The organism is Streptomyces sp. NPDC059169 (assembly GCF_042755225.1).
Classification (GTDB): domain Bacteria; phylum Actinomycetota; class Actinomycetes; order Streptomycetales; family Streptomycetaceae; genus Streptomyces.
In genome coordinates this window covers 728859-751500 of the sequence record NZ_JBHZCF010000001.1, presented here as the reverse complement: position 1 = coordinate 751500, position 22642 = coordinate 728859, and the positions used below count along the sequence as shown (strand labels likewise).

Genomic DNA, 22642 nt, shown 5'->3' with positions numbered 1-22642 from the left:
GCCCTCCTCAGGAGGGCCGAGCCCGGTGCGCATGGTCGGATCGGCCGGCGGCCGTCCAGGGCCGGGTCAGCCGACGACCGTCCAGGTGTCGTTGCCGGCGAGCAGCACGGACAGGTCGCCCTTCCCGTTCTGCTCGATGGCGGTGTCGAGTTGGTCGGCCATCAGGGTGTCGTAGACCGGACGGGCGACGCTGCGGAACACTCCGATGGGAGTGTGGTGCAGGGTGTGCGGGTCGGCCAGCCGGGACAACGCGAAGGCAGTGGTGGGGCTGGAGCTGTGCGCGTCGTGGACGAGGACCTGCGACTCGTTGTCGGGGGTGACGACGACCGCTTTGAGGTCACCCGTGGACGCGTCGCGCACCACACCCTTGGAGAGGTCGGCGCCGAAGCGGATCGGCTGCCCGTGCTCCAGGCGGATGACGGCCTCTTCGGCCTGCTGCTTGTCCTTCAGTACGTCGAAGGCACCGTCGTTGAAGATGTTGCAGTTCTGGTAGATCTCGACCAGTGCGGTGCCCGGGTGGTCCGCCGCCGCTCGCAGCACCTCGGTGAGGTGCTTGCGGTCGGAGTCGACGGTCCGTGCGACGAACGAGGCCTCGGCACCGATCGCCAGCGACACCGGATTGAAGGGCGCGTCGAGGGAGCCCATCGGGGTCGACTTGGTGATCTTGCCGACTTCCGAGGTCGGACTGTACTGGCCCTTGGTGAGGCCGTAGATCCGGTTGTTGAAGAGCAGGATCTTCAGGTTGACGTTGCGCCGTAGGGCGTGGATGAGGTGGTTGCCGCCGATGGAGAGGGCGTCGCCGTCCCCGGTGACGACCCATACGGACAGGTCGGGACGGGAAGAGGCCAGGCCGGTGGCGATGGCCGGCGCCCGGCCGTGGATGGAGTGCATCCCGTAGGTGTTCATGTAGTACGGGAAGCGGGAGGAGCAGCCGATGCCGGAGACGAAGACGATGTTCTCCTTCGCCAGGCCGAGCTCGGGCATGAAGCCCTGCACGGCCGCGAGGATCGCGTAGTCGCCGCAGCCGGGGCACCAGCGGACCTCCTGGTCCGACTTGAAGTCCTTCATGGACTGCTTGGCCTCGGCCTTGGGAACCAGTGACAGCAGGGTGGACGCCGTCTCAGTCATTGATGGCCTCCTCGAGGGCCGCAGCGAGGTGCTCGGCCTTGAACGGCATGCCGTTGACCTGGTTGTGGGAGCGGGCGTCGACCAGGTACTTCGCCCGGATGAGCGTGGCGAGCTGGCCGAGGTTCATCTCCGGCACCACTACCTTCTCGTAACGTCCGAGGACCTCCCCGAGATTCCTGGGGAAAGGGTTGAGGTGGCGCAGGTGGGCCTGCGCGACGGGCTTGCCCGCGGCCCGCAACCGGCGGACGGCGGCCGTGATCGGCCCGTAGGTCGATCCCCAGCCGAGGACCAGGGTCGTCGCGCCGTCCGGGTCGTCGAGCTCGACGTCGGGCACCTCGATGCCGTCGATCTTGGCCTGGCGGACGCGGACCATGAAGTCGTGGTTTGCCGGGTCGTAGGAGATGTTCCCCGTGCCGTCCTGCTTCTCGATGCCGCCGATCCGGTGCTCCAGACCGGGGGTGCCCGGCACGGCCCACGGGCGGGCCAGGGTCTGCGAGTCGCGTTTGTAAGGCCAGAACACCTCGGTGCCGTCGGCCAGCGTGTGGTTCGGCCCGGTGGCGAACTGCGTCTGGAGGTCCGGCAGTTCGTCCGGGTCGGGGATCCGCCAGGGCTCACTGCCGTTGGCCAGGTAGCCGTCCGAGAGCAGGAACACCGGGGTCCGGTAGGTCAGCGCGATCCGTGCCGCGTCCAGCGCGGCGTCGAAGCAGTCCGCCGGGGTGCGCGGTGCGATCACGGGCACCGGGGCCTCACCGTTGCGTCCGAACATCGCCTGCAGGAGGTCGGCCTGCTCGGTCTTGGTCGGCAGGCCCGTCGACGGACCGCCGCGCTGGATGTCGACCACCAGCAGCGGCAGCTCCAGCGACACGGCCAGTCCGATCGTCTCCGACTTCAGCGCAACGCCCGGGCCGGAAGTGGTCGTGACCGCGAGCGAGCCGCCGAACGCCGCCCCCAGCGCGGCGCCGATCCCGGCGATCTCGTCCTCCGCCTGGAACGTGCGCACGCCGAAGTTCTTGTGCCTCGACAGCTCGTGCAGGATGTCCGAGGCGGGGGTGATCGGGTAGGACCCGAGGAAGAGCGGCAGGTCGGCCTGCTGCGAGGCCGCGATCAGGCCGTACGACAGGGCCAGGTTCCCGGAGATGTTCCGGTAGGTGCCCGGGGGGAACGCCGTGGTGGCCGGGGCCACCTCGTAGGAGACGGCGAAGTCCTCCGTCGTCTCCCCGAAGTTCCAGCCCGCGCGGAACGCCGCGACGTTCGCCTCCGCGATCTCCGGCTTCTTGGCGAACTTCGCCCGAAGGAACTTCTCCGTTCCCTCGGTCGGCCGGTGGTACATCCACGACAGCAGACCCAACGCGAACATGTTCTTGCTGCGCTCGGCCTCCTTGCGGGACAGCCCGAATCCCTTCAGCGCTTCGATCGTCAGCGTGGTCAGGGGGACGGGGTGGACGCTGTAACCGTCCAGCGAGCCGTCCTCCAGCGGGCTGGTGTCGTAGCCCACCTTCGCCATGGCCCGTTTGGCGAATTCGTCCGTGTTCACGATGATCTCGCCGCCGCGCGGCACGTCCGCGATGTTGGCCTTCAGCGCTGCGGGGTTCATCGCCACCAGCACGTTCGGGGCGTCTCCCGGCGTGAGGATGTCGTGGTCCGCGAAGTGCAGCTGGAAGCTCGACACTCCCGGCAGCGTTCCGGCGGGCGCCCGGATCTCGGCGGGGAAGTTCGGAAGGGTCGACAGGTCGTTGCCGAAGGAGGCCGTCTCTGACGTGAACCGGTCACCCGTCAACTGCATGCCGTCACCCGAGTCACCCGCGAAGCGGATGATCACCCGGTCGAGGCGGCGCACCTCTTTGTCGCCGGCGGGCCGTCGCTGCCCCCCGACGACGGTCTCGCCGGCCTCGTCTGCCTCGTCTTCGTGCTCCGCTGGGCTGCTGACCTGGCTGGTCACTGAACTGGACCTCCTTCGAGGCGGCTGGGCTGCGGCCGGCTCGCCGGCCGCTCCAAGGTCAACCCTACGTCGGTGAGGATCGCCTTCCCTGGACCGCTCATATACCGGACGTCGAAATGAGACGACGTTGTGCCCTCGTTTGCCATGTTCCGTTCGCCCCCCGGTCCTTTCCTGTAGGACACTCCCGTTTCATCACGCGTTCCATCTGACAGAGTGTCAGCAAATTAGGAGTTGAGATAGGTCAGCACGGCGAGTACACGCCGGTGACCCCCATCGCTCGGTGACAGTCCGAGCTTGAGGAAGATGTTGCTCACGTGCTTCTCCACGGCCCCGTCACTCACCACCAGCTGCTGTGCGATGGCCGAATTCGTACGGCCCTCCGCCATGAGCCCGAGGACCTCGCCCTCCCGCGGCGTCAGCGCGGCGAGCACGTCCTGCTTGCGGCTCCTTCCCAACAACTGCGCCACGACCTCGGGGTCGAGCGCGGTGCCGCCGCTGGCGACCCGCACCACGGCGTCAACGAACTCGCGGACCTCGGCGACGCGGTCCTTCAACAGGTAGCCCACGCCGCGGCTGCTCCCGGCGAGCAGCTCCGTGGCGTAACGCTCCTCCACGTACTGCGAGAGCACGAGCACCCCGATCCCGGGGTGCTCGCGGCGCAGCCGCACCGCCGCGCGTACGCCCTCGTCGGTGTGGGTCGGCGGCATCCGCACGTCGGCGACGACGACGTCGGGCAGGCTGCCCTGCACGGCGAGGTCGTCGATGGTCCTGATCAGGGCGTCGGCGTCGGCGACGCCCGCGACCACATCGTGCCCGCGGTCGGTCAGCAGGCGGGTCAGGCCCTCCCGCAGCAGGACGGAGTCCTCCGCGATGACCACCCGCACCTTGTCCTCAGCGACGTGTTCCACGACCGTGCTTCCCCCGTGTTCGATTCACGTGTTCCTCCGTGCTCACCACATCCCAGCACGTCGCCGCACCGGCGGGCCACTACTGCGGGGGGTCTCGCGGCGTGCCGCTGCCGGGACCGTCGGGATCCGGCCGTTCCCGGACACGTGCGAGGGCCTCACGCAGGCGCCGCCTGTGGGCCCGAAGGTCCCCCAACCCGGGCACACCGCGCGCGAGGGCGTCGCACGGCGAGTGACGGGTACGACCGGGCTTCGTTCCCGCCCCGAGGTGGGATGCCGGGGCGAAGCCCCGGGTTGACCACGGCCCCGGTCCGTGAGCGCGTCGGACGGGGTGTCGTCGCGCGCCGTGGAGGTGCCCCCACCCCGGTCCGTGCGCGCGCGTCGGACGGGCGTGTGCGCGGCGCCGCCCCCGACGGGGGTGGGCCCCGGCTGCGGGGATCACGCCCGCCAGGGCAGTTCGGCGGTGATGACGGTGGGGCCGCCGGTGGGGGAGTGGAGGGTGAGGACTCCGTCGACGGCGTCGAGGCGTTCGGCGAGTCCGGCCAGGCCGGTTCCTGTGGAGGGTGTTGCGCCGCCGTGGCCGTCGTCGCGGACTTGGAGCATGAGTCGGTTTTCGGTGCGCCATACGTCGACGGTGGCGGTGTGGGCGTTGCTGTGTTTGCTGATGTTCTGGAGGAGTTCGGAGACGGTGAAGTAGGCGATGCCTTCGATGGCCTGGGCGGGTCGGGTGGGGAGGTCGACGGTGACGTGGACGGGGACGGTGCAGCGGGAGGCGATGGCGGAGAGGGCGGCGTCGAGGCCGCGGTCGGTGAGGACGGCGGGGTGGATGCCGCGGGCGAGGTCGCGTAGTTCCTGGAGGGCGAGTTTCACTTCGCCGTGTGCTTCGTCGACCATGGCTGCGGCGGTGTCGGGGTCGTCGAGGAGTTTTTCCTTGGCCAGTCCGAGGTCCATGGCGAGGGCGACCAGTCGGGCTTGCGCGCCGTCGTGGAGGTCCCGTTCGATGCGTCGTAGGTCGGCTGCTGCCGTGTCCACGACCACACCCCGGTCCGACTCCAGCTCCACGACGCGACCCTCCAGCCGGGACGGCCCGAGCAGCCCCACGACGAGCAGCCGGTCCACCGCGGCGAGGCCGCGGATGATCCACGGCGTGACCAGGACGAACAGCAGACCCACCGCGCTCGTCACGGCCAGTTCGACGGGCGAGTCGAGGTAGATGTCGTGCGTGCGGTCCCCGTACAACTGGAGCCCGTCCTGCCCGACGAACACCGGGAACACCCAGTGCCACAGCGGATACGTCAGCAGCCCCCAGCCGTACGTCCACAGGGGCAGCGAGACGCAGAACGCGAACACCGCCCACGGCATGTGCACCACCGCGTACAGCAGGTGGCGCCACGACACCCCGCTCTTGAGCACGGCACCCATCCAGGCCAGCGGACCGGCCCGCTTCACCCGGAGCGGCGCCGGGTCGGCCACGTCCAGCCCCAGCACGGCGCGTGCCCGTGCCCGCTCCACCGCGCCGAAGCCGCGGCACATGGCGAGCGTCCCGGCAAGCACCGGCACGCCCAGGAACGTGACCACCAGCCCGGCCCCGGCCGCCGCCAGTGACACCGCGAGGGAGAAGGAGACGATGCTGAGCGGAAGGCTCAGCACCAGGTAGCCGAACGCGCGCCAGGTGCGGCCCTCGAACGGAGCCCGCAGCGCTGCGGGAACACGCGGGGCGCGGGCCCCCGGTCCGTATGCCATGGCCATCGTCGGTGTCCGTTCTGCTCGGGGGCGACTGGCGGGTGCGGCGTCGGCGCGCCGGTGCCGCACCCCTCAAGACTGCTGGTCACGGCCGGTGCACACCATGCGGCCGGTATCCGTGCCGATCCGGGGGTTTTCCCCACCGGTTCCCGTCCGTGCCCCTACCGGGAACGAGCCTGCGTCCCCGCGGCGGTGCCGTGCCCGGACCGCCCTGCGTCGTCGCGCCAGGGCAGTTCGGCGGTGATGACGGTGGGGCCGCCGGTGGGGGAGTGGAGGGTGAGGACTCCGTCGACGGCGTCGAGGCGTTCGGCGAGTCCGGCCAGGCCGGTTCCTGTGGAGGGTGTTGCGCCGCCGTGGCCGTCGTCGCGGACTTGGAGCATGAGTCGGTTTTCGGTGCGCCATACGTCGACGGTGGCGGTGTGGGCGTTGCTGTGTTTGCTGATGTTCTGGAGGAGTTCGGAGACGGTGAAGTAGGCGATGCCTTCGATGGCCTGGGCGGGTCGGGTGGGGAGGTCGACGGTGACGTGGACGGGGACGGTGCAGCGGGAGGCGATGGCGGAGAGGGCGGCGTCGAGGCCGCGGTCGGTGAGGACGGCGGGGTGGATGCCGCGGGCGAGGTCGCGTAGTTCCTGGAGGGCGAGTTTCACTTCGCCGTGTGCTTCGTCGACCATGGCTGCGGCGGTGTCGGGGTCGTCGAGGAGTTTTTCCTTGGCCAGTCCGAGGTCCATGGCGAGGGCGACCAGTCGGGCTTGCGCGCCGTCGTGGAGGTCCCGTTCGATGCGTCGTAGGTCGGCTGCTGCCGTGTCCACGACCACACCCCGGTCCGACTCCAGCTCCACGACGCGCCGCTCCAGTTCGTCGGAGGGCGACAGCAGCCCCCGCACCATCGCGCGGTCGGCCCCGGCCATCATCCGGACCAGGAACGGCAGCACCGGCCAGAGCACCACCAGCCCCACCAGCGTGACGGTGAAGGCCAGGACGCTCCACGGCAGCCGGATGAACCCGTACAGGAGGGTCCGCCAGGCCACCGGGTCCTTCAGTCCCCTCCACATCCAGCCGAAGAACCCGCCGCGGGTGCGCGGCAGCCTGCTGGGTTCCTCCACCCGAACGCCGAGCAGGGTCCGTGCCCGTGCCCGCTCGACCTTCCCGAGGTGGCGTGCTCCGGACAGTCCGGCCACGAGCAGGGGCAGGCCGATGACCGTCACCGACAGCCCCGCCCCGGTCGAGAGCACGAGCACCGTGTAGCAGAAACCGAGGAGTCCCGCGGGCAGGTCGGAGAGGAGGTGCGCGATCTCCTTCCAGGTGTGACGGTCGAAGGCCGCGCTCGGCTGCGGCGACCCTTCGCGGTCGCCCGGGCGGTGGTCCGATTCGGTGCTGGTCGCGGTCATGGGCCACAGACTGCACGGTCGCGTTCGGGTGCACCATGGGGTAGGGCGGCCGGGCAGGGGTCGGGATATCCCCACCTGCGGAGGCGCCGATCCCGTCCGATGCGTGACACAGCTGCTTACCGTCCTTTTAACAGGGCCTAGACTCCCGTGCGTACAGATCGTCGAACGGGCAGGGAGCGAGGGGCGGACGTGCGGGAACCGACCGGATCGGCCGTACTCGCGGCGGGCTACTTCACGAGCTACTCGGTCGTCGGACTGCTCGCCCTCATCGGCGTGCTCTTCGTCGCGGTGGCCTTCGCCGCCGGGCGCCTGCTGCGTCCGGTCGTGCCGACCCGGGAGAAGATGCTCACATACGAGTGCGGCGTCGACCCCGTGGGGGAGGGCTGGGCCCACACCCAGGTCCGCTACTACGTCTACGCCTTCCTCTACGTGATCTTCGCCGTGGACTCGATCTTCCTCTTCCCTTGGGCCACGGTCTTCGCCGCGGCCGGGTACGGCGCGACGACGCTCGTGGAGATGTTCATCTTCCTCGGCTTCCTGGCCGTGGGACTGCTCTACGCATGGAAGAAGGGCGTCCTCGCATGGACGTGACCCCGCAGACCCCCGAGCCGCAGCCGCTGCCCGAGCCGCGGCGCCTCGGCGCGCTCGCCCGGCTGGCTCCCGAGCCCATGAAGGTGGTCCTGAACTGGGGCCGCCGCTACAGCCTGTGGGTCTTCAACTTCGGACTGGCCTGCTGCGCGATCGAGTTCATCGCCGCGTCGATGGCCCGGCACGACTTCATCCGGCTCGGTGTGATCCCCTTCGCGCCAGGTCCCCGCCAGGCCGACCTGATGGTCGTGTCGGGCACGGTGACCGACAAGATGGCGCCCGCGGTGAAGCGGCTGTACGAGCAGATGCCCGAACCGAAGTACGTGATCTCCTTCGGTGCCTGCTCGAACTGCGGCGGACCGTACTGGGACTCGTACTCGGTGACCAAGGGCGTCGACCAGATCATCCCCGTCGACGTCTACGTACCGGGATGCCCGCCGCGACCCGAGGCCCTGCTCCAGGGCATCCTCAAGCTGCAGGAGAAGATCGCGAGGGAGTCGCTGGGAGAGCGCTACGGAGCCGCCGCCGGCCACGCCTCCGAGAACGAACTCCGCAGCGGCCTGGTCACCCCGCCTCCCGCCCCGTCCGGTCCGGGAGCCGCCTCGTGACCGCCTTCGACACGGACGTCGCCGGGCGCTTCGGCCCCGACGCCACGGCAGAGCAGGCGTACGACCTGCTGACGATCGACGTGCCTGCCGCCTCGTGGACCGACGCACTGAGCACCGCCCGCGACGAACTCGGCTGCACCTATTTCGACTGGCTCAGCGCCGTCGACGAACGGGACACGGGTTTCCGGGTCTGCGCGCACCTCGTCGCCCTGGGCGGTGGACCCGGGGAGCAGGGCGTCCGCCGGCTGCTGCTGCGCACGACGGTGCCCCACGCACAGCCCGTGCTGGCCTCCGCCGTGGAGGTCTACGCGGGTGCGGCCTGGCACGAGCGCGAGACGCACGAGATGTTCGGCGTCGACTTTACCGGGCACCCCCACCTCGTCCCGCTGCTCCTGCCGGAAGGCTTCGAGGGACATCCGCTGCGCAAGGACTTCGTGCTCGCGGCCAGGGTCGCCAAGGCATGGCCCGGTGCGAAGGAGCCGGGGGAGTCGGACCACGGGGGTCCCAAGCGGCGGCAGATGCTGCCGCCCGGCGTCCCGGACCCCAACGAGTGGGGGCCGCTCAAGGGACAGCTCCCGCCCGCTCCGGCGCGTCCGGCCCGTACTCCCCGGGCCGCGGGGGAACGCCCGCCGCGCCGCACCCGCAGTGTCTCGGAAGGTTCGGCGAGTCAGGCGGGGGCGACTCCGGCGGACACGGCGACTCCGGCGGACGCGGCGACTCCGGCCGGTCCGGCGGCCCGCGGCGGTGCCGGTGCTCCGGCGCGTCGTTCCCGCAGTGTCTCGGAGGGGTCAGCCAGCCAGCGCCCGGGGCCGACGGAGGGGGCGCCCCCCGGGACGGCCCGGCCGCGCCGCTCCCGCAGCGCGGCCGACGGCTCGGCGAGCCAGTCCCCGGACACCGTGGCGAAACCAGCTTCCACTCCTCCGCGCACCCACGGCACCGACGCTCCCTGGCACCACGCCCGCCCGGCGTTCGACGACGCCGAGCCGTCCGAGGGCAGCCGCACGACGCGGCCGGACGCAGGAACGAAACCGGAGGATCCCGGGGCAGCCGGGACCGTGACGGCCGAGCCGGGTGCGACGCCGGAGCCCGAAGCCGGTGCGACGCCGGAGGACGGATCCGCGCGGACGGCCGCCGCTCCCGCACGGCCGGGGGCCGACGGAGCCGAGCCGGCCGCGAAGCCGGAGCCGGAGCAGCCCGACGTCGCCGGGCCCGGGCCCGAGGGGGAAGCCGGACACGGTCCCGCCGAGCCCGTGCCGATGCACGGGGAACCGTCGGAAGCCGGGTCGGCGCCTGAGCCGCAGACCCAGGACGAGGACCCCCCGGTCCGATCCGGCACCGAGCCGGACGACGAAGACGAGCCGGCGCCCGACTCCGCGCCGGAGGCCCAAGCCGGGACCGCGGCGGAACCGGGACCCGCCCCGGGCCCGCCGGCCGACCCCGGGGCCGCCACCGGGCCGGGACGAGGACCCGCGCCCGAGGCGACCACCACCGACGCCCCATCGACCACCACTCCCGGTTCCCGGGCCGGGTCCACGGAAGGATCCGGGTCCTCGCCGGACGACGCCACAGGAGGCGACCGCGCGTGAACGACGCACTCGATGTCGCCCTGCGGCTGATCGTCATCTTCGCCGTGTTCCTCGTCATGCCCCTCGTCATCGGGCAGACCGAACACAAGGTGATGGCCCACATGCAGGGCCGTCTCGGCCCCATGTACGCCGGCGGCTTCCACGGCTGGGCGCAGCTCGTCGCGGACGGCGTGAAGTTCGCCCAGAAGGAGGATGTGGTCCCGGCCGACGCCGACCGCCGCATCTTCCAGCTCGCCCCCGCAGTCGCCCTGCTCCCGTACCTGCTCGTGCTGGTGGCGATCCCGATCGGCCCGAGCGAGGGCGCGGTGGGCCAGGTCGTCGACGCCGGCATCTTCTTCGTACTCGCCGTCATGGGCGTCGGCGTGCTGGGCTCGCTGATGGCGGGCTGGGCGTCGGCCAACAAGTTCTCCCTCCTCGGCGGACTGCGCACCGCCGCCCAGCTCCTGGCGTACGAGCTGCCGATGCTGCTCACCGCGGCGTCCGTCGCGATGGCGGCGGGCACCGTGTCGCTGCCGGGCATCCTGAACGCCTTCGCCTGGTGGTGGGTGCCGTGGCAGATCGTGGGCGCCCTGGTCTTCTTCGTCGCGGGCCTCGCCGAGCTGCAGCGGCCGCCGTTCGACATGCCGGTCGCCGACTCCGAGATCATCTTCGGCGCGTACACCGAGTACACCGGACTCCGTTTCGCGCTCTTCCTCCTCGCCGAATACGCGGGCATCGTCGTCCTCTGCGGTTTGACCACCGTCCTCTTCCTCGGCGGCTGGCACGGCCCGTTCGGTGCCGACGGTCTGGGCTGGGTCTGGACCCTGCTCAAGACGGCCGTGCTCACCTTCGTGGTGATCTGGCTGCGGGTCAGCTACCCCCGGCTGCGTGAGGACCAACTGCAGAAGCTCGCCTGGACGACGCTCATCCCGCTCGCCCTCGCCCAGATCGCCCTCACCGGAGTCGTCAAGGTGGTGATGCAGTAATGGCCGAGTCGCACCCCACCCGGTCCCGTATCCCGGGTTCCGGCCTCGCCAAGGGCCTCGCCGTCACCCTGCGGACGATGACGAGGCGCTCGCACACCGCGCAGTACCCGGACGTCCAGCCCGAACTCCCGCCGCGCACCCGCGGTGTCATCGGGCTGTTCGAGGAGAACTGCACGGTCTGCATGCTCTGCGCCCGCGAGTGCCCCGACTGGTGCATCTACATCGACTCCCACAAGGAGACGGTGCCCGCATCCACTCCCGGAGGCCGCGAACGCAGCCGCAACGTCCTCGACCGGTTCGCGATCGACTTCTCGCTCTGCATGTACTGCGGCATCTGCATCGAGGTCTGTCCCTTCGACGCGCTGTTCTGGTCCCCCGAGTTCGAGTACGCGGAGACGGACATCCGCGAACTCACCCACGAGCGGGACAAGCTCCGCGAATGGATGTGGACAGTCCCGGCGCCGCCCGCGCTCGACCCGGCGGCGGAGGAGCCCAAGGAGTTCAGCGCTGCGCGCAAGGCCGCGGAGAAGCTCGCCGCAGCGCAGGCGGACGCCGGCGAGGCGCCGGGCACCACGGCGCCGACCACCGACCCGGGAAGTTCCACCACCCCGCCCTCCGAGGGAGGACAGGCATGACGCTCGCCGCAGCCCTCGGCCCGGCCGGGAACGGCTTCCTGTCCCCGACGGGCGTCGAGATCGCGTTCCTCCTCGTCGGCATCGGCACCCTCGGCGCGGCCGTCGTCACGGTCACGACCAAGCAACTGGTCCACGCCGCCCTCTGGCTGGTCGTGGCACTGGGCGGTCTCGCCGTCGAGTACCTCCTGCTCACCGCGGAGTTCATCGCCTGGGTCCAGGTGCTGATCTACGTCGGCTCCGTCGTGGTCCTCCTCCTCTTCGGGCTGATGCTCACCAAGGCCCCCATCGGACGCTCCCCGGACGCGGACTCCGGCAACCGCCCAGCCGCGCTCGCCGTCGCCGTGGCCGCCGCGGCCGCCCTGGTCTGGGTGGTCGTCGACGCCTTCCGCACGACCTGGATCGACCTGGAAGGACCGGTGCAGGGCTCCACCCGAGTCACGGGCGAGACGCTCTTCCGGCACTGGGTGCTGCCGTTCGAGGCGCTGTCCGTGCTGCTCCTTGCCGCCCTCGTCGGTGCGATCGTCCTGTCCCGCAAGAGCTCGAAGGACCCGGAGGAGAAGCGCTGATGCATCTCGCCTATCCCGCGGTGCTCTCCGCCCTCCTCTTCTGCACAGGGCTGTACGGAGTGCTCGCACGCCGCAACGCGATCCTGGTCCTGATGTCCGTCGAACTGATGCTCAACGCGGTCAACCTGAACCTGGTCGCCTTCGACGTCTGGCTCCGTGACACCGTGCACGCCGGCCAGGCGCTCACCCTGTTCACCATCGCCATCGCCGCCGCGGAGATCGGCATCGGCCTGGCGATCGTCCTGATGGTGTACCGCAACCGGGGCACCTCCGACATCGACAGGCTCCGCGACAACGCCGAGGGCTCCGAGGCCGGGAACGCCCCCGCCTCGGCAGAGAAGGCTGAGGCCACCGCGTGACCACGACGACCCTCGCCGTACTCGTCCCCCTCCTCCCGTTCCTCGGTGCCGTGGCTGGGCTGCTCCTCGGCCGGACGGCACCCGGCTTCGTACGTCCGCTGGCCGTCGTGCCGACGCTGACCGCGACCGCGCTCGCGGTCCTCGTCGCCGTACGCCAGGGCGGCGGCAAGCCGATCACCGCTGCCACGCAGCTCACCCCGACCGGCTCGGTGCCGATCGACCTGGCCCTGTACCTCGACGGCTTCGCGGTCCTGGTCGCCGTGCTGGTCGGGGTCGTCGCTTCCTGCGTGCAGATCTACTCGACGGCCTACCTGCGCGACGATCCCCGCTACCCCTCGTACGCCGCCCTCGTCTCCCTCTTCACCTCCGCCATGCTGCTCGTCGTCTACTCCGGCGACCTCATGGTGCTGCTGGTCGGCTGGGAGATCATGGGCATCTGCTCGTACTTCCTCGTCGGCCACTACTGGGAGACGCCCGAGGCGCGGGCAGCGTCCCTGAAGGCCTTCCTGGTCACCAAGCTCGGCGACGTCCCCTTCCTCTTCGGACTGTTCGCGCTGGCCGTGGACGCCGGAACGTTCCGCATCACCGGGATCCTCGGCGCGGTCGCCGCCGGCGCCGTCGACCACCCGACGCTGGTGGCACTACTGCTGCTCGCCGGTGTGGCGGGCAAGTCCGCGCAGTTCCCGCTGCACACCTGGCTCCCCGATGCCATGGCCGGCCCCACGCCGGTGTCGGCACTGATCCACGCGGCCACCATGGTCGCCGCGGGCGTGTACTTCGTCGCACGCCTCCTCCCTCTGTTCACCGCCTCCGCGGTGACGCTCGTCGTGATGGCGGTGATGGCCGCCGTCACCATGGTCGGGTCGGCGCTCGCCGCCCTCGCCCAGGACGACATCAAGCGGGTCCTCGCCTACTCGACGATCGGTCAGCTCGGCTACATGCTCGGCGCCCTGGCTGTCGGCGACCGTGGGGCCGCCGTGTTCCACCTCATCTCGCACGGCGCGTTCAAGGCGCTCCTCTTCCTCGCGGCCGGTGTCGTCATCCATGCGGCCGGAACCAACTCGCTCAGCGCCATGTCCCGGATGCGCGGCCTCGCCGGCCGCATCCCCGACGCGTACTGGACGATGACGATCGCCTTGCTCGCACTGGTCGCCATCCCTCCCTTCGCCGGCTTCTTCTCCAAGGAAGCCGTCCTGGCCGCAGCCGAGCACGCGGTGCTCGGTGATTCCAGCGGCGTGCCCACCGCGGCGGGCTGGACCGTCCTGGTCGCGGCCCTCCTCACCGCCCTGCTCACCGCTGCCTACGCCACCCGCCTGTGGCTCCTGGCCTTCCGCGGCCGCGGAGCCGAGGCACCCGACCACGGCAGGCAGCCCCTCGTCATGAACGCGGTGCTCTGGGTGCTCGCGCTCCCCTCGCTCGGCTTCGGCCTGACGGCGGCCTACCTCGACGAGTGGTTCGGCGGTAGGGAACTCGTCCCGACGCTGACCACCGCCGTGCTCGGAACCGGCGTCGCCCTGGTCGGAGGGCTGGTGACCTACGCCACCTGGCGGCACACGACGGCACTCGCCGCACGCGCCCGGGCGAGTGCCGCCGTCCGCCCGGCGACCGTGGCCCACCCGGACGCCGAGCCGGCCCTCGTCGAAGCGGAAGCCCTCCACCTGCCGCATCCCACCGCCGATCCGGCCGACCCCGGAAGGTTGCTCCTCGGCCCGTTGCACCACGCGGCAGCCGCCGGCTTCCACCTCGACGCCGTCTACCGTGCGCTGTTCGTCAGGCCCGTCCAGGCAGCGGCCGAACTGGTCCGCTTCCTCGACCGCGAGGTCGTGGACACGTACGTGCGCGGCGCCGGGACCGGCACCAACTGGCTGGGATGGCTCGTGCGGCGTGCCCAGACCGGCAATGTGCAGACCTACCTGAGTGCCCTGCTCGCCGGCTCGGTCATCCTGGCGATCGCGGCCGTACTCGTCGCCGCAGGAGCGTGAGCCGTGATCGATATCAGTGAATCCGTGATGCAGTTCCTTCTCGCGTTCATCGTCGTGGGCCCGCTCATCGGCGCCGCCGCAGTCCTCCTCCCGGCCCCGCCGGGGCTGAAGGGGAGGTCGCCGGACCAGGCCGTGCTCCGCCACGGTGTGATCGTCACCGCCGTCATCCTGGCCGCCGCCATCGTCCTCGCGTTGGGGTTCGACCATGCCCAGCCGTCAAAGATGCAGGCCACCACGGACATCAGCTGGATCCCCGCGTTGGACGTGCGGATCCACCTCGGTGTCGACGGCATTTCCCTCCCCCTCCTCGTCCTGACCGCGCTGCTGACCTTCCTCTGCGCGCTGTACAGCTACTTCACCATGCCGTCGGGCCCCTCCCCGAAGGCATTCGTCGCCCTGCTGCTCGTCCTGGAGTCCGGCACCCTCGCCACCTTCGCCGTCCTCGACCTGCTGCTCTTCTTCCTGGCCTTCGAGACGGTGCTCGTCCCGATGTACTTCCTCATCGCCCGCTGGGGCGGTGAGCAACGCCGCAGGTCGGCCTGGAAGTTCATCCTCTTCACGCTGCTCGGTTCGGTCGTCATGCTGCTCGGCCTGCTCCTCGTGGGAATCAAGGCCGGCACGTTCGACATGGTGGCACTCGCCACTGACAACGGCCGGGGGCTCAGCACGTCCGTGCAGTTCATCGCCGTTCTCGCCATCGGGATCGGACTCGCGGTGAAGACCCCGATGTGGCCCCTGCACAGCTGGCTCCCGGACGCCCACACGGCCGCCCCGACCGTCGGCTCGGTCCTCCTCGCCGGTGTGCTGCTGAAGATGGGCACGTACGGATTCGTCCGGATCATCCTGCCGATCGCCCCCGACGGGATGCAGTACTTCGCCCCGTACCTCGCGGCGTTCGCGGTCGTCGGCATCATCTACGGCTCCCTCGCCTGCCTCGCCCTGGCCAGGCCCGGGGCCAAGGGCGACCTCAAGCGCCTGATCGCGTACTCCTCCGTCGGCCACATGGGCTTCGTGCTCCTCGGTATCGCGACCATGACCCCCACCGGCGTCAACGGCGCGCTCTTCGCCAACATCGCCCACGGCCTCATCACCGGCCTCCTCTTCTTCCTGGTCGGTGCCGTCAAGGACCGCTACGGCACCGCGGACCTCGACACGCTCGCCGGAACGACCGGCGCCGCCCTCTACGGCCGCGCCCCCCGCCTCGGCGGACTGGTCGCCTTCGCCGCCGTCGCCTCCCTGGGCCTCCCCGGCCTCGCCGGATTCTGGGGCGAGATGCTCGCCCTGTTCGGCGCGTTCGACCCGGCCGAGGGCCTCAGCCGCCCCGCCTTCCTCACCTTCATGGCGATCGGCGGACTCGGCACCCTGCTCACCGCCGCCTACCTCCTGGTCGTCGTCCGCCGCGTCTGCATGGGCGGGACATCCCTGGCCCAGGCGGAAGACCCGGGCGGTCGGCGCGAACTCGCCGACGTCCAGGGCTACGAGTTCGCCGCATGGACACCGCTCGTCGCCCTCACCGTCGTCGCCGGTCTGTGGCCCGCAGTCCTCCTCGGCCTCACCGACCCGGCCGTGCAGAAGCTCCTCGCGGGAGGAAAGGCATGACCCTGGCCGCCACCGTCGTCCAGTCCGTCGACTGGCTGGCGATCGCCCCGCCCACCATCACCGCGGTGGTCGCCCTGCTCCTGCTCGTCGCCGACCTCTTCGTGCCCGCGCGGAACAAGGTGCTCCTCGGATACGCGGCGATCGCCGGTCTCGTGGCCGCACTGCTGTCGCTCGCTCCGCTGCGCGGGGGCAACCGCTCCACGTTCTGCCTCACCACAGCCCCCGACGCCTGCAGCTACACCGCGGACCACTTCACGCTGGTCATCCAGCTCCTGGTGCTCGGCGGGGCGCTGCTGACCGCGTTGCTCTCGGTCAAGGAGACCGGGAACCGGCTGCCGGCGGGCGAGTACTGGTTCCTGCTGCTGTCCTCGGCGGCCGGAGCCGCCCTGCTCCCCGCCTCACGCGATCTGGCCACCCTCGTCGTCGCCCTGGAGGTGGCGTCGCTGCCGGCATTCGCCCTGGTCGGCCTGCGGCGTGGCGACCGGATGTCGAGCGAGGCGGCCCTGAAGTTCTTCCTCTCCTCGGTGACCGCCACCGCGGTGACACTCCTCGGCGTCAGCTTCGTGTATGCGTCAACGGGCACCCTGCACCTCACCCGGCTGGGCGCGGGACTGGACGACGTCCCGGCGCAGCTGGACACCCTCGCCCAGGCGGGGGTCGTACTCACCCTGGTGGGCTTCGCCTTCAAGACGGCCGCCGTGCCCTTCCACTTCTGGGTCCCCGACACCTACGTCGGTGCGCCGGTGCCCGTCGCGGCGTTCCTGTCCGTGGTCGGCAAGGCCGTCGGCTTCACCGGACTCGTCCTGGTGACCGTCATCGCCTTCCCGGCGTACGCGGACGTGTGGGGTCCCGCCGTGGCGGTGCTTGCCGGCCTCACCATGACCGCCGGGAACGTCGCGGCCGTACGGCAGTCGCCCACCCGCCCGCACAGTGCCGTGCGCCTCCTGGCCTGGTCCTCGGTGGCGCAGGCCGGCTACATCCTGGTGCCGATCGCGGCGGCCGCCTACTCCAGCAACGACCAGATCGGCTCCACCGTCGCGTACGCCCTGATGTACGCCGTCGTGAACCTCGGTGCCTTCGCCGTCGTCGCGCTGGTCGCCCGTACGCACCCGCAGAACCGGATCGCCGACTACCGCGGCCTGTATTCCGCACACCCCGTGACCGCCCTGCTGATGGGCTTCTTCCTGCTCTGCCTGGCCGGTGTGCCGCCCGGCGTCATCGGGCTCTTCGCCAAGGTCGCGGTCTTCTCCGCCGCCGTGGACGCGGGCCTGGGCTGGCTCGCGGTCGTCATGGGCGTCAACGTCGTGATCGCCCTCTACTACTACCTGCAGTGGACCGCCCTGCTCTTCCGCGCCCCCCAGGAGACGCCGGAGGGCCCGGCGGAGCGGCTCCGGGCGCCCGTCCTGGTCACGACCGTGATCGCCCTCAGCGGGGTCGTGGGCATCCTGCTGTCCGGTTGGCCGCAGCTGGTGCTGCGCTACGCCGGAGTGGACCTCTTCTAGGCCGCTCGGGAGCGACGGTGCGGCAGGCAGCGGGCGCCCCCACGAGGCGCCCGGCGGCGCTCCCCCGCGCGGAAGCGGTCCGACCAGGCCGTTCGACAAGCGGGGGCCGTACCGGGCACCGTGTTCAGGGCATCTGGACGGCCGGCAGAACGACAAGGGAGAGCCACCTGTGCTGAGCGGGTTCAAGGACTTCATATTCCGCGGGAACGTCGTCTCGATGGCGATCGGTCTCGCCGTCGGTTCCGCCTTCACGGCGGTCGTCACCGGGTTCAGCAACGCCTTCATCACGCCGCTGATCGGGGTGGCCACCCGTGGCGCCGGGGACTTCAGCAAGGCCACCTTCACCGCACAGGGAGTGACGTTCCCCTACGGGCTGTTCGTCAGCGCTGCGATCGCCTTCCTGATCACCGCGGTGGTGCTCTACTTCCTCGTCGTCGTCCCGATGATGAAGTTCCAGAACCGCTTCACCAAGGACGAGCCCGTCGACATCAAGGCAGCCGTGCGCGACTGCCCGCGCTGCTTCACCGGGATCCCCGCGATCGCCAGCCGCTGCGCGCACTGCACCAGTGAAGTCGAACCCGTGCACGAGGCGCTGGAGAAGGCCGGGCTGCTGCCCACTCAGCGCTGACTCATCCGAACGGCCCATCGTCGGCGGCGCCGCCGCCCGTGACGACGGGGGAACCCGCGGCTCTCGCCTGGCGTTGACCAGTACGGGAGGGTCCACTGGAGAGCGGACCACGACCAGCAGAGGGTTCCCCTGCCGCACCAGATGGAGGGCGTACCGTGCATCGCCGGCACAATGGACTGAGGACCGCCGTTCTCCTCGGGGGACTGTCCGCCCTCATCATCCTGATCGGCAGTCTGTTCGGTCGTACGGGCCTCATCGTCGCCGTCGTCGTGGCGCTCGGTACGAACGCCTACGCCTACTGGAACAGCGACAAGCTGGCCCTGCGCGCCATGCGCGCCCGCCCGGTCAGCGAGTTCGAAGCCCCCGCCCTCTACCGGATGGTCAGGGAGCTCTCCACCGAGGCGCGCCAGCCCATGCCCCGGCTGTACATCTCGCCGACCCAGGCGCCCAACGCCTTCGCCACGGGGCGCAATCCGCGCAACGCAGCGGTCTGCTGCACCGACGGCATCCTCCGGATCCTGGACGAACGCGAGCTGCGGGGTGTCGTCGGCCACGAGCTGAGCCACGTCTACAACCGGGACATCCTCATCGCGTCCGTCGCCGGCGCCCTCGCCTCGGTGATCATGTTCCTGGTGAACTTCGCCTGGCTGATTCCCATAGGCCGGTCGGACGATGACGACGGACCCGGCTTCCTCGGCCTGCTCCTGATCATGATTCTCGGCCCGCTCGCCGCGTCCCTGATCCAGCTCGCCATCAGCCGCTCGCGCGAGTACGAGGCCGACGCATCGGGTGCCCGGCTCACCGGTGATCCGTTGGCCCTCGCCAGCGCACTGCGCAAGCTGGAGGCCGGTACGAAGCAGCTGCCGCTCCCGCCCGAGCCGCGGATCGAGACCGCGAGTCATATGATGATCGCCAATCCGTTCCGTCCGGGCCAGGGACTCTCGAAGATGTTCGCCACGCACCCGCCGATGGCGGAGCGGATCACCCGACTCGAACAGATGGCAGGTCGACGCTCATGAAGACAATCCTCAACGTCATCTGGCTCGTTCTGTGCGGCTTCTGGATGTTCCTCGGCTATCTGTTGGCCGGCGTGCTCCTCTGCATCACGATCATCGGCATCCCCTTCGGACTGGCCGCCTTCCGCATCGGCATCTACGCCCTCTGGCCGTTCGGCTACACCGTGGTGGAGCGCCACGACGCGGGCGCCCCGTCATGCGTCGGCAACGTCCTGTGGCTGGTCCTCGCGGGGTGGTGGCTGGCCCTGGGACACGTCGTCACGGGCATCGCCCTGTGCCTCACGATCATCGGGATTCCGCTGGGGCTCGCCAACTTCAAGCTGATCCCCGTCTCGCTGCTGCCCCTGGGCAAGGAGATCGTGAGGACCGACCAGCCCTTCGCCGTGCGCTGACCACCCCCGTCCCGCGCCCGCCCGCAGGGGTCCGAACGGTCCCGTGGATCCGCGTTCCACGCCAGCGATCCGCGATCCGCGATCCGCGATCCGCGCTAGCGGGTCCGTCCGGCGCGGACCGCGTACAGCCCTGCGCCCAACGCCAGGACCGCCGCGCCCGCCACCACCGACGACGGCGGGAGAGCGAACGCCAGTGCAAGGCACCCGACGAGCCCGGAACCGGCGAGCACCCGGACACGGGAGCTGAGCGTCCACGCCGAGGCGTTGGCAACGGCGTAGTACACGAGCACACCGAAGGACGAGAAGCCGATCGTGCCCCGGACGTCGGCCGCCGCCGCCACGACGGCCACGACCGCCCCCACGGCCAACTCGGCATGGTGCGGCACCTGGAAGCGGGGATGCACGGCGGCGAGCGGACGCGGCAGGTGGCCGTCCCGGGCCATCGCCAGCGTCGTTCTCGAGACGCCGAGGATCAGCGCGAGCAGCGAGCCGAGCGCGCCCACCGCCGCGCCCGCCCGCACCACGGGGACGAGCCACTCCGCCCCTGCTGCCGCGACGGCGGCCGTGAGCGGAGCCGTCGCCCGCCCCAGGGCGTCCGCGCCCAGCACGGAAAGGACCGCCACCGCGACACCCACGTACACGAGCAGCGCCAGGCCGAGTGCCAGGGGAACCGCCCGCGGAATGGTGCGGACCGGGTCCCGCACCTCCTCACCGAGGGTGGCGATCCGCGCGTACCCGGCGAACGCGAAGAACAGCAGCCCCGCCGCCTGCAGCACGCCCCCCGTACCACCGGCAGCAGACCCTGCCCCCAGCAGTTGCCCGGTATCGGCCGCAGCGGACGACAGGCAGGAGACGACCACCGCCGCCAGGACCGCCAGGACGAACGCCACGATGGCCCGGGTCAACCAGGCCGCTTTCTGCACGCCCGCATAGTTCACGGCGGTCAGCGCCACGACCGCGGCGACCGCCACGGCGTGCTCCTGCCCTGGCCAGACGTACGCGCCGACCGTCAGCGCCATCGCCGCGCAGGAGGCGGTCTTGCCGACGACGAAGGCCCAGCCCGCCAGATGGCCCCAGAACGGGCCGAGCCGCTCCCGGCCGTACACGTACGTCCCGCCTGACGCGGGGTAGACGGCCGCGAGACGTGCGGAAGCCATGGCGTTGCAGTACGCCACGACCGCGGCCAACCCCAGTCCCGCGAGGAGCAGCGGGGCCGACCCGGCGGACCCGGCAGCCGGAGCCAGGGCGACGAAGATCCCGGCTCCGAGCATCGAACCCAGTCCGATGACGACCGCATCGAACAGACCTAGCGAACGCCGCAGCCCCTGTGTCATGCGCCGCACCTTACTGACGGCCGCAACCGCGCCCGGCACTGCGGACGTCTTCCCGAACAACATCGCCCAACGAAAGGCAGGTCACGGCATGGGCATCGTCAGCTGGATCATCCTAGGACTGCTCGCGGGGATCATCGCCAAAATCCTCCTGCCGGGACGCGACCCGGGCGGTCTGATCGGCACGACCCTCATCGGCATCGCCGGCGCCTTCGTCGGCGGGTGGATTTCGGCGCGCTTCCTGGACCGGCCGATCACCAAGGAGTTCTACGACGGCGCGACGTGGGTCTCCGCCATCGGAGGCGCGCTCGTGCTGCTGATCGCCTACCGCGTCCTGTTCGGGCACTCCCGCTCCCGCTAGCCGTGGCGGGGGCGCGCTCAGCCGCCCAACCCGGTCTCCCGCAGGGTGACGTTGAGCCGGCCGACCAGGCCCAGCGCCGGATCGGCCGTGCCCGGATACACCTTCGGCACCCCGTGGTAAGCGAACCGCGACGCCCCGCCGAAGACGAACAGGTCCCCGGACGCCAATTCCACATCGGTGTAGGGCCGCCCCCGGTTCTCCGTGTTCCCGAAGCGGAAGACGCACGTGTCGCCGACGCTCAAGGACACCACCGGGGCGGCGGACCGCTCGTCCTTGTCCTGGTGCATGCCCATTCTGGCGTCACCGTCATAGAAGTTGACCAGCGCCGTGTCCGGCTCGTAGACCGCTCCGGCCGCCGCGTCCCCGTAGGCGTCCGCCAGTGCCTCCCGCCCCAACTCGCACATCCAGGAAGGCAGTTCGGCGACCGGGGCGCCGTTCACGTCATCGGCCGTCCGTGTGTACCGGTACGGCTGCCAGTGCCAGCCCAGGCACACCGTCTGCACGGACATCACGCCCCCGCGCGGCAGCCTGGTGTGCCGGATCGGAACGGGCCCGCGAGCCCAGCTCCGGCAGGCCTCGACCAGCTCCTGTTGGCGCGACGTCGGCAGCCACCCGGGCACGTGTACCGCTCCGGGCGCCACGTCGGCACGCCCCCGGGGGAAGAGCCCGGCCGTCACGGCACCAGCGCACCTTCGAGCCCGAGCAGCAACTCCTTGTTCTTGAGGCCACCCGCGTAGCCGCGCAGTGTGCCGTCGGCCCCGATCACCCGGTGGCAGGGCCTCACGACCAGCAGCGGATTGCGACCGATCGCCGTACCCACGGCCCGGACGCCGGGCCCAGGGGAGCCGACGTGTGCGGCGACCTCTCCGTACGTCACCGTCTCCCCGTACGGAATCTCCTCCAGCGTCCTCCAGACCCGGCGCTGGAACTCCGTACCCGCACCCCGTGCGCACGCGATCGAGAAAGCGGTGAGCTGACCCGCGAAGTAGGCCCCCAACTGCCGGGCGATCTCCTCGAACGCCTCCGGTGCGAACCGCCAACCGCCCTGGATCTCTGCCGCACCCTTCTGCCCCGGCAGCGAAAGGGATACGAGCGCCGTGCCGCCCGCGGCGGTCGGGGTCTCCTCGCCGACCAGCAGCAGGTCGCCCAGCGGACTGTCGACTGTCGTGTACACCGTCATGGCGCCGTCCCTCTCTCCTTGCAAGCCCCGCAGCATTCGCCACGGATGATCCCGCACCGACGAGTCTGCACCGCAACCGCATCCCTGGCCGGCGGTATTCGGACATGGCGTCCCGGACACGAAACGGGGGTGGGGGGGGGGGGGGAAAGGGGGGAGTCCCCACCCCCAAACACAACGGCGCTTGCCGGGGTCGGGTCGGGGACGGGGAAAGGCCCCGCGTCTGTTCCGTACGCCGTTGTAC

General features: G+C 70.8%; 22 protein-coding genes. 14 read left to right on the top strand and 8 right to left on the bottom strand.

Annotated elements, in window-relative coordinates; all coding sequences use genetic code 11:
• Window positions 1–66: 66 nt before the first annotated feature.
• From ACFXOM_RS03380 to ACFXOM_RS03360, 5 genes are all read right to left on the bottom strand, one after another.
• Window positions 67–1128, bottom strand: a complete 1062-nt coding sequence (locus ACFXOM_RS03380; RefSeq protein ID WP_384935075.1) for a 2-oxoacid:ferredoxin oxidoreductase subunit beta — start codon at window positions 1126–1128, stop codon at window positions 67–69.
• Window positions 1121–3067 (bottom strand): 2-oxoacid:acceptor oxidoreductase subunit alpha, encoded by a 1947-nt coding sequence (locus tag ACFXOM_RS03375; protein WP_385036826.1) that lies wholly within the window; start codon window positions 3065–3067, stop codon window positions 1121–1123. The genes ACFXOM_RS03380 and ACFXOM_RS03375 overlap by 8 nt, the downstream gene beginning before the upstream one ends.
• A gap of 224 nt (window positions 3068–3291) precedes the next feature.
• Window positions 3292–3951 carry a response regulator gene (locus ACFXOM_RS03370; protein ID WP_384935404.1) on the bottom strand — a complete coding sequence of 220 codons (660 nt, stop codon included), beginning with the start codon at window positions 3949–3951 and terminating at the stop codon, window positions 3292–3294.
• Between the two features lie 459 nt (window positions 3952–4410).
• Window positions 4411–5721 carry a sensor histidine kinase gene (locus ACFXOM_RS03365; RefSeq protein ID WP_384935080.1) on the bottom strand — a complete coding sequence of 437 codons (1311 nt, stop codon included), beginning with the start codon at window positions 5719–5721 and terminating at the stop codon, window positions 4411–4413.
• Window positions 5722–5876: 155 nt separating this feature from the next.
• Complete coding sequence (locus ACFXOM_RS03360; protein WP_384935083.1) at window positions 5877–7103, bottom strand: sensor histidine kinase; 1227 nt, start codon at window positions 7101–7103, stop codon at window positions 5877–5879.
• A gap of 189 nt (window positions 7104–7292) precedes the next feature.
• On the opposite strand from ACFXOM_RS03360, the gene ACFXOM_RS03355 reads away from it, so the two are divergent.
• The 13 genes from ACFXOM_RS03355 (at window position 7293) to ACFXOM_RS03295 (ending at window position 19529) form a co-directional block, all read left to right on the top strand.
• Window positions 7293–7694: an NADH-quinone oxidoreductase subunit A gene (locus ACFXOM_RS03355; RefSeq protein WP_384945898.1), complete on the top strand. Its 402-nt coding sequence runs from the start codon at window positions 7293–7295 to the stop codon at window positions 7692–7694.
• Complete coding sequence (locus ACFXOM_RS03350; RefSeq protein WP_384935087.1) at window positions 7685–8299, top strand: NADH-quinone oxidoreductase subunit B; 615 nt, start codon at window positions 7685–7687, stop codon at window positions 8297–8299. Before ACFXOM_RS03355 ends, ACFXOM_RS03350 begins: the two co-directional genes overlap by 10 nt.
• Entirely contained in the window at window positions 8296–9885 is a 1590-nt protein-coding gene (locus ACFXOM_RS03345; RefSeq protein ID WP_385036824.1) for an NADH-quinone oxidoreductase subunit C, read from the top strand. The genes ACFXOM_RS03350 and ACFXOM_RS03345 overlap by 4 nt, the downstream gene beginning before the upstream one ends.
• Complete coding sequence (locus ACFXOM_RS03340; RefSeq protein WP_385036822.1) at window positions 9882–10850, top strand: NADH-quinone oxidoreductase subunit H; 969 nt, start codon at window positions 9882–9884, stop codon at window positions 10848–10850. The genes ACFXOM_RS03345 and ACFXOM_RS03340 overlap by 4 nt, the downstream gene beginning before the upstream one ends.
• Complete coding sequence (locus tag ACFXOM_RS03335) at window positions 10850–11485, top strand: NuoI/complex I 23 kDa subunit family protein (protein ID WP_384935095.1); 636 nt, start codon at window positions 10850–10852, stop codon at window positions 11483–11485. Before ACFXOM_RS03340 ends, ACFXOM_RS03335 begins: the two co-directional genes overlap by 1 nt.
• Window positions 11482–12051, top strand: a complete 570-nt coding sequence (locus ACFXOM_RS03330; protein ID WP_385036820.1) for an NADH-quinone oxidoreductase subunit J — start codon at window positions 11482–11484, stop codon at window positions 12049–12051. Before ACFXOM_RS03335 ends, ACFXOM_RS03330 begins: the two co-directional genes overlap by 4 nt.
• Entirely contained in the window at window positions 12051–12410 is a 360-nt protein-coding gene (nuoK, locus tag ACFXOM_RS03325; protein WP_385036818.1) for an NADH-quinone oxidoreductase subunit NuoK, read from the top strand. The genes ACFXOM_RS03330 and nuoK overlap by 1 nt, the downstream gene beginning before the upstream one ends.
• Entirely contained in the window at window positions 12407–14392 is a 1986-nt protein-coding gene (locus ACFXOM_RS03320) for an NADH-quinone oxidoreductase subunit L (RefSeq protein ID WP_385036816.1), read from the top strand. Before nuoK ends, ACFXOM_RS03320 begins: the two co-directional genes overlap by 4 nt.
• A gap of 3 nt (window positions 14393–14395) precedes the next feature.
• Window positions 14396–15991 (top strand): NADH-quinone oxidoreductase subunit M, encoded by a 1596-nt coding sequence (locus ACFXOM_RS03315; protein WP_384935105.1) that lies wholly within the window; start codon window positions 14396–14398, stop codon window positions 15989–15991.
• Window positions 15988–17493 carry an NADH-quinone oxidoreductase subunit N gene (locus ACFXOM_RS03310; RefSeq protein WP_384945903.1) on the top strand — a complete coding sequence of 502 codons (1506 nt, stop codon included), beginning with the start codon at window positions 15988–15990 and terminating at the stop codon, window positions 17491–17493. Before ACFXOM_RS03315 ends, ACFXOM_RS03310 begins: the two co-directional genes overlap by 4 nt.
• A gap of 169 nt (window positions 17494–17662) precedes the next feature.
• On the top strand, window positions 17663–18121 hold the full coding sequence (gene mscL / locus ACFXOM_RS03305) for a large conductance mechanosensitive channel protein MscL (RefSeq protein ID WP_384935110.1): 459 nt from the start codon (window positions 17663–17665) through the stop codon (window positions 18119–18121).
• Window positions 18122–18276: 155 nt separating this feature from the next.
• Window positions 18277–19140, top strand: coding sequence for a zinc metalloprotease HtpX (htpX, locus tag ACFXOM_RS03300; RefSeq protein WP_384935112.1), 864 nt, complete (start codon window positions 18277–18279; stop codon window positions 19138–19140).
• A complete protein-coding gene (locus tag ACFXOM_RS03295) occupies window positions 19137–19529 on the top strand; it encodes a YccF domain-containing protein (RefSeq protein WP_384935114.1) in 393 nt (130 codons plus the stop codon). The genes htpX and ACFXOM_RS03295 overlap by 4 nt, the downstream gene beginning before the upstream one ends.
• 95 nt (window positions 19530–19624) lie before the next feature.
• On the opposite strand, the gene ACFXOM_RS03290 is transcribed toward ACFXOM_RS03295, so the two are convergent.
• The gene (locus tag ACFXOM_RS03290) at window positions 19625–20863 is read right to left on the bottom strand and encodes an APC family permease (protein WP_384935116.1); all 1239 of its coding nucleotides are present in this window, start codon (window positions 20861–20863) and stop codon (window positions 19625–19627) included.
• An 88-nt stretch (window positions 20864–20951) separates the two neighbouring features.
• On the opposite strand from ACFXOM_RS03290, the gene ACFXOM_RS03285 reads away from it, so the two are divergent.
• Window positions 20952–21221 carry a GlsB/YeaQ/YmgE family stress response membrane protein gene (locus ACFXOM_RS03285; RefSeq protein ID WP_384935407.1) on the top strand — a complete coding sequence of 90 codons (270 nt, stop codon included), beginning with the start codon at window positions 20952–20954 and terminating at the stop codon, window positions 21219–21221.
• Between the two features lie 17 nt (window positions 21222–21238).
• Here the strand turns inward: ACFXOM_RS03285 and ACFXOM_RS03280 are convergent, their stop codons facing one another.
• Complete coding sequence (locus ACFXOM_RS03280; protein WP_384935119.1) at window positions 21239–21898, bottom strand: alpha-ketoglutarate-dependent dioxygenase AlkB family protein; 660 nt, start codon at window positions 21896–21898, stop codon at window positions 21239–21241.
• On the bottom strand, window positions 21895–22401 hold the full coding sequence (locus ACFXOM_RS03275; RefSeq protein ID WP_384935122.1) for a methylated-DNA--[protein]-cysteine S-methyltransferase: 507 nt from the start codon (window positions 22399–22401) through the stop codon (window positions 21895–21897). Before ACFXOM_RS03275 ends, ACFXOM_RS03280 begins: the two co-directional genes overlap by 4 nt.
• Window positions 22402–22642 lie beyond the last annotated feature (241 nt).